A 12,240-nucleotide genomic window follows, 5' to 3' on the forward strand; every position below is an offset into this window, starting at 1 on the left:
TTTGTTGATGCTCCTGCTACTCTTTAGCTGTGAACAGGATTTAAACTTAATCCTGCCAGAGGGAGAAGAAAAAATCGTGGTAGAAGGGCATATTGAGCAGGGTACTCCTCCTGTAGTGGTACTAACACGGTCTGTGCCGGTTTTTTCAGACCTGTCAGTTGAAGCGCTGGAGCAAAGTTTTGTACATGATGCCCAGGTTACTGTCTCTAGTCAAGGGCAAATGTATGCGTTACGTGAAATTGCTTCGCCAGCGTTCTCAAAAGAGCTGCGCCAGGTAGTGAGCCTACAGTTTGGTATACCGGCAGCACAGCTAAGGCGCAACAGTGGCTTTCTGTTTTATATCTATACTACGGATGAGCTGATAGGAGAAACAGGACAAAATTACCGCTTGCACATCAGTCAGGAAGGCCGGGAACTCACCGCTACAACCACTATTCCACAGCTTAATCCGATTGATTCGCTCTGGACAGTGCCTCACGCCAACCAAACTCAGGACAGCCTGCGGGTACTTTACTACCGCTATACAGATCCGGATACATTAGGTAACAGCATTCGCTACTTCACTAAGCGCAACAGCGAACCTTTTTTCCCCGGTTTGTTTACTTCTGTCTTTAACGATGAACTGGTAAACGGTCGCACCATTAGCTTTCCGCTGGACCGGGGCGAGCCCAAAGGGCAGGCAGATATAAACGAGGAGTTGTACAGTTACTTTGGCGTAGGCGATACTGTCGTAGTACGGTGGGCTTCTATCGATTTGCCGCACTACCGCTTCTGGTATAGCTTGGAGAATGAACAAAACAGCAACGGCAGTCCCATTGGTACTCCTAACATTACCCAGTCCAACATCAAAGGGGGCCTTGGCATCTGGGGCGGCTACGGTGTCACGTACCATAGCATAATAATTGAATAACTGAATTTTGAATAACTGAATCTTAGCACAAATAGACATCCTTCTGTTTATTCAATCATTCAAAATTCAGTTATTCAAAATTGTTCACTTCCCCAGCAGGCGCGCTACATATTTGCCAATAATATCAAATTCCAGGTTCACTGTATCTCCGGGCTTTACATTCTGCAGATTGGTGTGCTCATAAGTGTACGGTATGATAGCCACCGAGAAAGAATCTTCTTTGGAGTTGACAACTGTCAGGCTGATGCCGTTAACGCAGATAGACCCTTTCTCTACGGTTACATTCCCCTTAGAAGCGTCGTATTGGAAGGTAAAAACCCAGCTTCCGTTTTCATCTTCAACTGATTTGCAGACAGCCGTCTGATCTACATGCCCTTGCACCACATGCCCGTCGAAGCGGCCATTGGCCTGCATGCAGCGTTCCAGGTTCACGATGTCACCTTCTTTCAGGCTATTCAAGTTAGTCTTTTGCAAGGTTTCGTCGATGGCTGTCACGGTATAGGCATCTCCCGCTATACCTACCACTGTTAAGCAGACACCATTGTGCGCCACGCTCTGGTCAACCTTCAGTTCATTAGTGAAAGGAGCTGTGATGGTATAATGCTTGTTTGTGTGCTCTTCTTTTATTTGGGTGACACGCCCCAGCGTCTCTATAATTCCTGTAAACATTTTACTTCTTAATAGGTGTAGTTACTGGCTGGCAAAACACACGGCAGAAGTCCTGCCTGATGCTGCAGTCAGCATAAATTTCCTTTTGCCAAAATTAACCCTTTTTCTGCGGCTAATGTTTCAGCAGCACCTTTTAATAAAAGTTTTGGTATAAATTAAGCAGCATATTTAAGCAGGTATGCTTAATTTCGCATAGCTGCGATACTTCATAACGGCATTGTAGCATCATAATTTTTTATAGTAAAAGTAAATAGAATAGATGGAGACAGACTCGTACAGACACAAAGGCATGCGCAGGGCTTTAATCAAGGTGTTACAGCAAAAAGGCATCCGTGACCCACGTGTGCTCGCTGCCATTGAGGCTGTACCAAGGCATTTCTTTTTTGAAAAAGCATTTTTGGAACAGGCGTACCAGGACAAAGCTTTCCCCATTGGAGAAGGACAGACCATAAGCCAGCCTTATACGGTTGCTTTTCAGACAGAATTACTGGATCTGAAACCTACGGACAAAGTACTGGAGATCGGCACCGGGTCTGGCTATCAGTGTTCCGTACTGCTACAGCTGACGCCACACGTGTACACCATCGAATACAACCGCCCGCTATATGAGAAGGCACTTTTGTTCTTTAAAAAGTATGGGCTGAAGCCGCATACGTTTCATGGAGATGGCTCGGAGGGCCTTCCCGCCTATGCGCCTTTTGATAAGATTATAGTAACAGCTGGTGCCCCCGGCGTGCCCAAGAGCCTGGTACGGCAGTTAACTGTAGGCGGCTCGCTCGTAATTCCGGTTGGGGATGAAAAGAGCCAGAAAATGATGCGGATTACGCAGGTGGCGCAAAATGAATTCACGAAAGAGGAATTCAGCAGCTTTAAATTTGTGCCGCTTTTAGGTAAATCCGGCTGGGAAACAGAAATGTAAACTCTCCCCGCCTGCGGGCTGTGCACAGCATATCTAAGGGCTTTGCGCCTCCAGCTGAAGTATATTTCCTGCTTTGCCATTCTGCTTGTATCTTTGCGGCATTCATCAAGCATAACAAAATGCGCAAATCAAAAAAAGTACAAGACTCTTACGTGATCATGACGGAACTGGTGTTGCCAAACGACACCAATACGCTGCACAACCTGATGGGCGGCCGTATGATGCACTGGATGGATATTGTTTCAGCCATCTCTGCCCAGAGGCACTCCAACAGAATTGTTGTAACGGCTTCTGTAGACAATGTTTCTTTCTCTGAAAGCATAAAGCTAGGCAATGTTGTAACACTGGAGGCCAAGGTAACACGCGCCTTCAACTCTTCTATGGAAGTACACATAGTAGTGTATGCCGAAGATATACCGAGTGGTAAAAAGGTGATGTCGAACCAGGCATTTTTCACCTTTGTAGCCGTGGACCAGTTAGGCAACCCTATTGATGTGCCGGAGGCCATACCAGAAACAGAAGAAGAAATCAAGCTTTATGACGGAGCCTTGCGTCGTCGTCAGTTGCGCCTGGTGCTGGCTGGCCGTATGAAACCGAGCGAAGCGAAAGAGCTGAAATCCATATTTGAAATCAAAGAAGACGCTCAGGGCGGAATAGATAAAGTACAGTAAAGGATATGGCGGGTTTACAGGCAGATTCAGTTAATTCGGAGTTTTTAAAGAACTTCATGACGGAAACCATCTACTTGGTAGAGGGAGAGGCTGTTGCCGCAGCAGATCAACCCGCTGCATACACTCCGCAGGCAGGGCAGATTGAGGAAGAAACGAAAGCAGCAGAGCCTGCCATCAGGAACCAGATAACAGACCATACGCCGGTTGTTACTCCCACTATCCCCAAATCTCCGGCTACTGCAGCAGCAGCAGCCCAGGCTGCCGAGAAGTATAAAATAGCTGGCGCTAATGCCAGAGGAGTTATAATTCTGGTCACCTTACCTGATAGTGAGTTTGTAATGCTGCCGCAACTGCAGTTTCTGCAGAAGATTCTGGCTGCTATCGGGCTTCAACCTGCCGATGTAGCCTATGTAAATAACTTATCTGGTGCTACTGCCCTGTTCGAAGACCTGCAGCAAGTACTACAGGTAAATTACATCATCAGTTTCGCCAGCCGCCTCGATACAGCACTGCCTCATGATAAGTTCACACTTTATCATCCTGTGATAGTGGGTGATGTGCCTGTTGTTTTCTCACAGGCCCTTTCCCTGCTTGAGCACGAAGTGGAGCACAAGAAAAAGCTATGGGGCGCCCTGCAGCAGGTTTTTCTATAAGAGGAATCTGCTAACAACTCTCCTAAGCAGGAGCAAAAAAATACCCACAAAAAGAAGCGGCCTTTCTGGTATGGAAAGGCCGCTTCTTTTTGTGAATAATAACTGCTGTACAAAATAACAGCTATAGAAATCTAGTCTAACAGGGAAGCCAGCTTTTGCTCCAGTTCTGCACCTCTTAAGCCTTTGGCTATGATTTTGCCCTGAGGATCGATGAGTACGGTCTGCGGGATGGCTGTTACATTATAAAGAGAAGCAGCACTGCTTTCCCAGCCCTGCAGGTCTGATACGTGGGGCCAGGTCAGTTTGTCTTTCTCAATTGCCTGCAGCCACTTTTCTCTTGACTGGTCCAGTGACACGCCAAAGATTTCGAAGCCTTCTCCTTTGTTCTTGTACTCGTTGTACATCCTAACCACGTTCGGATTCTCCTGGCGGCAAGGACCACACCAGCTGGCCCAGAAGTCAATCAGAACATACTTGCCGCGAAGCGAGGAAAGCGACTTAGAGCTTCCGTCAGGTGTTGGCAGTGATATATCCGGGGCTGTCTGGCCGATGGCTGTATTGCGGAACGGCTTGAGGCGCTCGTTCAGCAAAGCTGTGTATTTGGAGTTCGGGATGTTCTTGTTAAACAAAGTTGCCATGCTGTCAGCAAAAGCAAAGTCGTTTGTTGGGTCAATCAGGCTGGCTGTACCAAAAGCTGAAACAACAGAATTAGGGTGCTGCGCAATGAAGTTCTTTACCTGGCTTTGCGTTACAAGAAACTCCTGCCGTAACTGTTCTGCCTGTTCCGCTTTCCCTTCCTGCATTGCCTTCTTGAACTGTTCTTCCAGTTGCATTTGCTTCATGCGGGTTTCGTTCACGAGCTTGTTCAGTTCCAGGAAAAGCTTTGTGTCTTCGGAACCCTCCACTTTGGCCGTGCCACCCAAGTCCTGCGCGTCGGCTTCAACCTTTATCTGCCCTTTGTCCAGTACCAGCATCATGCCGTTCTGCTGATCCCGGGAGATGCGGTAAAAGGTAGGTTCTGTAACAGAACCCTCGAAAGTGAAGGTACCATCTTCAGAAACCAATGCAGTGTCGCGGGCCACAAACTGCGCCTCCCCAAGTTCATAAAGATAAATGGGGCCTGAGGGTGCATTGTTCAGCTTGCCCTTGATGGTATAACTATCACCACCGTTAGAGGCAGATTTGTTTCCCTGGCAACCCGCCAGCACCACAACAGCTGTGGCAACTGCCACAATATTTTTAAATTTCATAAGCGTGCGCATTAAGCATTCAAACTTTCTCGGAGCAACTTGTTAGCCAACTTAGGGTCCGCCTTGCCTTTTGTCTTCTTCATGATTTCTCCCATGAACATGCCAATCAGCGACTGCTTGCCTGCCTTGTATTCGTCTACCTTGGCAGGGTTTTCAGCCAGCACTCCCTGGATAATCTGTCCCAGTTCATCAGAATCCGATTCCTGCAGCAGGTTCTGTTCTTCAGCCACCTGCTGTGCCGTGGTTTCAGGGTGCTGCAGCATATATGGGAATATCTGTTTGGAAGCTATCGAGTGGCTAACCTTGTTCTCTTCTACTAAAGAGATAATTTGGGCAATTTGTTCCGGCGCAAGCGGAAAGTCCCGCATATGTAACTGCAACTCGTTCAGGTAAGACTTAACAGGTCCCATCACCCAGTTGGAAGCAGCTTTGTAATTCTTTGTGTGGTTGCAGAGCTCCTCAAAATACAAGGCTATCTCTTTTTCATCGGTAAGTACAGTGGCATCATACTCCGGTAATCCGAACTCACCCACAAAGCGTGCATACAGCTCCTGTGGCAGGCTTGGCATTGTCAGCTTTATTTCTTCCAGCCATTCCTTCTCAATCAGCAGAGGCTGCAGATCCGGCTCCGGGAAGTAGCGGTAGTCGTTCATTGTTTCTTTTGAACGCTGTGCAGAGGTTGTGCCGGTGTTCGCATCAAAGCCTCGCGTCTCTCCCTCAACTTTTTCACCCCGTTCCAGGATAGCAATCTGGCGCTCGATTTCATGCTCGATGGCACGCTGTACGTTGCGGAAGGAGTTCATGTTTTTTACTTCCACTTTCGTACCAAAAACCTTAGAGTCTTTCAGCATCACCGATACGTTGGCATCACAGCGCAGGGAGCCTTCCTCCATGTTACCGTCACAAATCTCCAGGTACTCTACCAGGCGTTTGATTTCTACGAGGTAGTTATAGGCTTCTACTGAATCCCTGATATCTGGCTCTGACACAATTTCAATGAGAGGAACACCGGCACGGTTTAGGTCCACCAAGGTTTCAACCTCTCCAGGTAAGTGCATCGACTTACCGGCGTCTTCCTCCATGTGGATGCGGGTAATACCAATCCGTTTGTCAACATTCTCAGCATTCTTCACCACCAAATGCCCGTGGGTGCACACAGGGGTTTTATCCTGCGTGATCTGGTATCCTTTCGGAAGGTCAGGATAGAAATAGTTTTTACGGGCAAAAACATTGTAGCGCGTAATCTCGCTGTTAGTAGCAAGACCCATTTTGATCGCCATTTCCACAACCTTCTTATTCACACGTGGCAAGGTGCCCGGGTGACCAAGCGTAATCACGCTCAGGTTCGTGTTCGGCAGCATACCGTACTCAGTAGAATCTGCTGCATACGCTTTACTCTCCGTCAGGAGCTGCGCATGTACTTCTAAACCTATTATTGCCTGATATTTATCTCTTATCTCTTTATCCATCTGTTTAGCTACAGATTATTTTTTTAATGAGTTCTTTACTAATTCCAATGCTTTGGCTGGCACAGCCTGTAAGCCAGCTGCGTCTTTGCCACCCGCTGTGGCATAGAATGGCTGACCACCGCCACCGCCTTTGATCTCTTTTGCAAGGTCGCGCACCATCTGGCTTGCGTTCAGGTTCTTTTCTGAAACCAGGTTGTCTGACAGCATCACGGCTATCTGTGGTTTTCCGTCTATTTCGGCAGCCAGCACCAGCACGAGGTTATCAACTACCTGGCGCATGTCGAAAGCCAGCTTTTTCAGGTGATCTGCATGGTTGACTTCCACCTGCTCTGCAACAAAATTCACGCCATCCAGCGGCTGAGCCTGTTGTACCAGGCTCTCCTTCAGGCTGCCCAGCTGCTTCAGCTCAAACTGCTCCAGCTGTTTCTGCAGGTTTTTATAATCTTCCTGCAGCTTCTGTACAGCACCTGAGAGGTTACTCTGCGTACCTATCACCTCCCGCACTGCATTCAGTTCGTTCAGTTGCTGCTGTACATAATCTTCTGCCACCGTAGCGGTTACAGCCTCAATACGTCGCACGCCTGCGGCTACTGAACTTTCAGATACAATTTTGAAATAGCCAATCTGGCCGGTGTTAAACACGTGCGTACCACCGCAAAGCTCCACTGAGTGCTCCCGGTCAAAAGAAATAACACGTACAAACTCACCGTATTTCTCCCCGAACAAGGCCATAGCTCCCATGCCTTTCGCTTCAGCAATTGGGGTGTTGCGCTGCTCTTCCAACGGAATGCTCTGCCGGATGCGCTCATTTACGATACGCTCCACTTCACGCAGTTGCGCTTCCTCCACTTTTGCAAAGTGGGAGAAGTCGAAACGTAAAAGCTTTTCGTTTACAAGAGAACCGCGCTGCTGCACATGGTCTCCTAATACTTTTCTTAAAGCAGCATGGAGTAAATGGGTAGCAGAGTGGTTTTTACGAATAAAGTTACGGCGCTCTGCGTTGATCTGTCCCCTGAAAGCAGCCTCCAAATTCTGTGGCAGCTTTGCAGTAATGTGCAGGATAAGATCGTTCTCTTTCTTAGTGTCCAGCACCTCTATCTGCTCTGTATCTGAAATCAAGTAACCCGTATCTCCTACCTGGCCACCACTCTCTGCATAAAAAGGAGTTTGGTCGAGCACAATATGATACTCGCTCTTGTTCTTGGCTTTCACCTGGCGGTAACGCACGATGCGGGACTCAGTCTCATCCTGATCATAGCCGACGAACTCTGTTGTCACGTCAGGCTGAAGAATTACCCAATCGCTTTGCTCAGTAGCCGAAGCGGTGCGGGAGCGGTTTTTCTGTTGCTCCATCTCTGCCACAAAACCGGCTTCATCAACCTTCAAACCTTTCTCACGGGCTATCAGCGCCGTCAGGTCCAGCGGGAAACCGAAGGTGTCGTAAAGTTCGAAGGCTGTTTTGCCGTCGATGGTATTGCTGTTTTCTCTGAACCTGTCTTCAAGGGCGTCCAGACGCTTCAGACCGTTATCCAGGGTGCGCAGGAAAGCATTCTCCTCTTCCTCTATCACGCGCTGCACAAAACTTAGCTGCTGCTTCAGTTCCGGGAACACGTGTGCCATCTGGTCTGCCAGCACTTCTGCCAGTTTGTACAGGAACGGCTTCTTAAAGTCGAGGAAGGTAAAGCCGTAACGCACAGCACGGCGCAGGATACGGCGAATCACATACCCTGCCTTGTTGTTGGAAGGCAACTGCCCGTCGGTAATAGCAAAAGCAATGGCCCGGATATGGTCTGCCATTACACGGATGGCAATATCTGTTTTCTCGTTATCGCCATACTTCACGCCGGCTTCTCCGGCAATAAACTGTATCAATGGCTGGAAAACGTCTGTATCGTAATTAGAGCGTTTCTGCTGGATCGCCATACACAAGCGCTCGAAGCCCATACCTGTATCTACATGCTGGGCAGGCAGTTTTACCAGGGAGCCATCCGCCAGCCGGTTGAACTCCATGAATACATTGTTCCAGATTTCAACTACCTGCGGGTGGTCGTTGTTTACGAGGTCTTTGCCCGGCACCTGTGCGATTTCTTCTTCAGAGCGCAGGTCAATGTGAATTTCAGAGCAGGGACCGCAGGGACCGGTATCGCCCATCTCCCAGAAGTTGTCTTTCTTAGAACCGAACAGGATGCGGTCTTCTGCGATCATGATCTTCCAGATGTCGTAGGCATCCTGGTCTTTCTCCAGGTTGTCTTTCTCGTCGCCTTGGAAAACCGACACATACAGTCTGTCTTTTGGCAGCTGGTATACTTCCGTTAAAAGCTCCCATGCCCAGTGCAACGCCTCTTTCTTAAAGTAATCCCCGAAAGACCAGTTGCCCAGCATCTCGAACATGGTGTGGTGGTAGGTGTCATAGCCTACTTCCTCCAGGTCGTTGTGCTTGCCGCTTACACGAAGGCATTTCTGCGTGTCTGCAATCCGTTTGTAAGGTGCAGGTTTATTCCCTAGGAAATAATCTTTGAACGGAGCCATGCCTGAATTGATGAACATCAATGTCGGGTCGTCTTTTACCACAAGCGGCGCAGAAGGCACTATCTGGTGTTGTTTGGAAGCAAAGAAGTCAAAAAACTTCTGTCTTATCTCAGCTGAATTCATGTATGAGTATTAAGCCTTTAGATACTAAGTGCTGTACTTGTTGTTTAATAACAAAAAATATCGAATTTTTGCCTTACAGAATTCCACCTGATGGGCATTGTCTGAAAAGCTCATTAGAGGCAAAAGTAGCATAATTTAGCCGTAATCAGTAGCATCAGCGCGAAAATTAGTGCTGGCGCTGCCATAAACATAGAATAATAGCAATGCCTTATAAAGAAAAAGAAATCGAGAAACAGTATTACAGCATTGGTGAAGTAGCAGCCCAGTTCGATGTAGCTCCTTCCCTTATCCGTTTCTGGGAAACCGAATTTGAGCAACTGAAGCCAAAAAAGAATAAAAAAGGGAACAGGCAATACACGCCCAAAGATATAGAGAACCTGCGCACGGTTTATCATCTTGTAAAAGAGCGCGGATATACCATACAGGGTGCCAGGGAAATGTTGAAGAACAAGTCGGTACAGACAAAGGATAAGATTGAAATAATAGAGTCGCTGGAGAAAGTGAAGGCTTTCCTGCAGGGCATCAAGAATCAGTTGAACACCAAAGCATAATCCCCTCGTACGATGCCTGTAATGGTGGATGAGCAGCATATTTACGAAATCGCTTTAACCAAGCTTCCTAATGTAGGGGCACAGCTCATACGTGCACTGGTCAGCTATTGCGGTTCGCCAAAGGCAGTATTTGAAGCCAATACAGGTAAACTGCTTAAGATTCCGGGCGTAGGAGGCGGCAGGGCGAAAGGTATTTTAGATGGTGCCAGAGGAGCCTTGCTTGAGGCGGAGCAAATAGTGAAGCAGGCGCAGGAGATGGAGGTACAGTCGCTTTTTTATACTTCGCCAAAGTACCCGGACCGCCTGAAGCAGATTGCTGATGCACCTGTTCTGCTCTATTACCAGGGGAACGCAAACCTGAACCAGAAGCGCATCGTCAGCATTGTTGGCACCCGCCAGGTTACTGCTTACGGACAAAGTGTTACTGAGCGCATTGTTGAGGACCTGAAACGGCTTAACGTTATGGTAGTTAGCGGATTAGCCTATGGCGTTGACATTATTGCTCACAGAGCGGCTTTACAGGCAGGCTTGCCCACCATTGGCGTGATGGCCAGCGGCCTGGATATTGTATACCCTGCCGCGCACCGCAAATATGCGGAGCGTATGCTCACGCAGGGCGGACTGCTCACAGAAAATCCTTTCGGTACCAAACCCGATGCACCCCGTTTTCCGGCACGTAACCGCATCATAGCAGGTATGTCTGACTGCACCATTGTCATAGAGGCAGCTTTGAAAAGCGGTACCCTTATTACCGCCGATATAGCCCACAGCTACGATAAGGAAGTATTGGCTGTGCCCGGCAATATTACTTCTCCTGTTTCAGAAGGCACGAACTTCCTTATTAAGTCGCACAAAGCAGCCGCTTTTACCACGGCTCAAGATTTGGTGGAGCTGATGAATTGGGATTTAGAGGATGCCGCTGCCGCTAAGGCGAAAGCCGCAGCACCCGCTTTTGACGCATCAGAATTTAACCCGGATGAGCTGAAAGTGCTAAAGGTGCTGCAGCAAACCCGGGAGGAGCAAATGGACAACCTGAGCTGGAAGGCACAGGTGCCGGTAAGCCTGCTTTCTTCTGTCCTGCTGGGCCTTGAATTTAAAGGTATCGTAAAAGCATTGCCTGGCAAGCGGTTTGTGCTGCTGGCTTAGTTAACGGTTCGTGTGAACGCAACCTAATCAGTAAGTGGCCGGGGCTAAAGTGAATGCTTACGGTCTGCTATCACTTTTTCAAACTCCCATTCTACCCGTGCTTTAAAAGGGTGCTGCCGCACGTCGCAATTGTCCCGCTTGGTGCAGACAGAGCAGGATGGTGCAATACAAGGGTCTGTGTGAATGAACAGCTCGATGCTGGAGTCTATCTTCTCCCGAACTACTTTACCTACTGCCTCCACTTCATCATGCGCCTCCATCACATTCAGGTACCAGGGCACTGTGAGGTGGCAGTCTATGTGCAGTGTAGAGCCGTACTTTATAACACGCAGGTTATGAATGTCAATCCAGTTTTCACGACGGTTCTCATTGAGTACCTTTACGATATCCTTCAGTAGTTCATAATCTGCTTCATCCATGATACCGGCTACTGATCCTCTCAGGATACGGGCACCTGTAACACAAATTATCAGGCCAAAGAGTATCGCAACCACACTGTCAATCCAAACCTGGCCTGTAAAGTATATGAGCATGAGTCCCAAAAGGATCCCGGCAGTAGAATAGGCATCGGACATCAGGTGTTTGCCTCCCGCTGTCAGCACTATCGACTTTGAGTTCTTTCCTTTTCGGGTGGTGATATACCCCACAATGAAGTTTACTACACCGGAAACAGCAATCAGGAGAATACCTATATCCAACTGCTCGATGGGCACCGGCTCAACCAGGTTATAGATAGATTTAATGATGATGATACCGCCCGCTACCAAAATCAGGGAGCCCTCGAGAGTGGCGGCAATAAACTCTATTTTGCCGTGGCCATAAGGGTGGTTGGCATCACGCGGAAGAGCGGAAAGTATGAGGCTGTAAAGCGAAAAGCCTCCTGCCACCACATTGATAATAGACTCCAGCGCATCCGTAAGTATGGCATTGGAATTTGTCAGGAAGAAAGCTACAAATTTTGCAAGCAGCAATAGCACCCCTACCGCTACGACAAGAACCTGAAGTCTTATATTCTCACTTTTGTTTCTGAGTTTCCTGATCACTTTGACGCTGTGTCTTGAAAAATAATCTGATACGTGTAATCAATACCAGCAGGTATTGATTGGGGGGCACAAAGGTAACAGAATAGCTTGTGAATGTCTAACCACGTTAGAATAACGTTCACAGGAGGACGATGATTCATTGACTTCCTGCCGGTTGCCATACAAGCTGACACGCACAACTCCATGAAAAACAAAACATGAATCATCCCGGAGTTTAGGAATGGGATAAAAAAGGAAGAACCTCCTGTTCTAGTGGTAGCTATATCACTTAAAGCAGGAGGTTCTTTATGTCTAGACAAGGTACTAA

At 48.0% G+C, this 12,240-nt stretch carries 11 protein-coding genes; 6 read left to right on the top strand and 5 right to left on the bottom strand.

Annotation, left to right across the window (positions count from 1 at the left end):
* Positions 1–7 precede the first annotated feature (7 nt).
* Positions 8–910, top strand: coding sequence for a DUF4249 family protein (locus tag ACYVB1_RS07665; RefSeq protein ID WP_460922352.1), 903 nt, complete (start codon positions 8–10; stop codon positions 908–910).
* Between the two features lie 84 nt (positions 911–994).
* Here ACYVB1_RS07665 and ACYVB1_RS07670 read toward each other — a convergent pair whose 3' ends face one another.
* Entirely contained in the window at positions 995–1,579 is a 585-nt protein-coding gene (locus ACYVB1_RS07670) for a riboflavin synthase (protein ID WP_460922354.1), read from the bottom strand.
* Positions 1,580–1,838: 259 nt separating this feature from the next.
* On the opposite strand from ACYVB1_RS07670, the gene ACYVB1_RS07675 reads away from it, so the two are divergent.
* The 3 genes from ACYVB1_RS07675 (at position 1,839) to ACYVB1_RS07685 (ending at position 3,822) form a co-directional block, all read left to right on the top strand.
* On the top strand, positions 1,839–2,498 hold the full coding sequence (locus ACYVB1_RS07675) for a protein-L-isoaspartate(D-aspartate) O-methyltransferase (protein ID WP_460922356.1): 660 nt from the start codon (positions 1,839–1,841) through the stop codon (positions 2,496–2,498).
* A gap of 119 nt (positions 2,499–2,617) precedes the next feature.
* Positions 2,618–3,169 (top strand): acyl-CoA thioesterase, encoded by a 552-nt coding sequence (locus tag ACYVB1_RS07680; RefSeq protein WP_460922358.1) that lies wholly within the window; start codon positions 2,618–2,620, stop codon positions 3,167–3,169.
* A gap of 5 nt (positions 3,170–3,174) precedes the next feature.
* Positions 3,175–3,822 carry a hypothetical protein gene (locus ACYVB1_RS07685; RefSeq protein ID WP_460922360.1) on the top strand — a complete coding sequence of 216 codons (648 nt, stop codon included), beginning with the start codon at positions 3,175–3,177 and terminating at the stop codon, positions 3,820–3,822.
* Between the two features lie 131 nt (positions 3,823–3,953).
* Here the strand turns inward: ACYVB1_RS07685 and ACYVB1_RS07690 are convergent, their stop codons facing one another.
* The 3 genes from ACYVB1_RS07690 to alaS are packed head-to-tail and all read right to left on the bottom strand — an operon-like array spanning position 3,954 to position 9,193.
* On the bottom strand, positions 3,954–5,072 hold the full coding sequence (locus tag ACYVB1_RS07690; protein WP_460922362.1) for a redoxin domain-containing protein: 1,119 nt from the start codon (positions 5,070–5,072) through the stop codon (positions 3,954–3,956).
* Between the two features lie 11 nt (positions 5,073–5,083).
* The gene (gatB, locus tag ACYVB1_RS07695; protein ID WP_460922364.1) at positions 5,084–6,541 is read right to left on the bottom strand and encodes an Asp-tRNA(Asn)/Glu-tRNA(Gln) amidotransferase subunit GatB; all 1,458 of its coding nucleotides are present in this window, start codon (positions 6,539–6,541) and stop codon (positions 5,084–5,086) included.
* Positions 6,542–6,556: 15 nt separating this feature from the next.
* The gene (gene alaS / locus ACYVB1_RS07700) at positions 6,557–9,193 is read right to left on the bottom strand and encodes an alanine--tRNA ligase (protein WP_460922366.1); all 2,637 of its coding nucleotides are present in this window, start codon (positions 9,191–9,193) and stop codon (positions 6,557–6,559) included.
* Positions 9,194–9,396: 203 nt separating this feature from the next.
* On the opposite strand from alaS, the gene ACYVB1_RS07705 reads away from it, so the two are divergent.
* Both ACYVB1_RS07705 and dprA read left to right on the top strand, forming a co-directional pair.
* Positions 9,397–9,744 (top strand): MerR family transcriptional regulator, encoded by a 348-nt coding sequence (locus tag ACYVB1_RS07705; RefSeq protein ID WP_460922368.1) that lies wholly within the window; start codon positions 9,397–9,399, stop codon positions 9,742–9,744.
* Positions 9,745–9,756: 12 nt separating this feature from the next.
* Positions 9,757–10,890, top strand: a complete 1,134-nt coding sequence (gene dprA / locus ACYVB1_RS07710; protein ID WP_460922370.1) for a DNA-processing protein DprA — start codon at positions 9,757–9,759, stop codon at positions 10,888–10,890.
* Between the two features lie 44 nt (positions 10,891–10,934).
* Here the strand turns inward: dprA and ACYVB1_RS07715 are convergent, their stop codons facing one another.
* Complete coding sequence (locus ACYVB1_RS07715) at positions 10,935–11,933, bottom strand: cation diffusion facilitator family transporter (protein WP_460922372.1); 999 nt, start codon at positions 11,931–11,933, stop codon at positions 10,935–10,937.
* Positions 11,934–12,240 lie beyond the last annotated feature (307 nt).

This window comes from Pontibacter brevis (assembly GCF_054779655.1).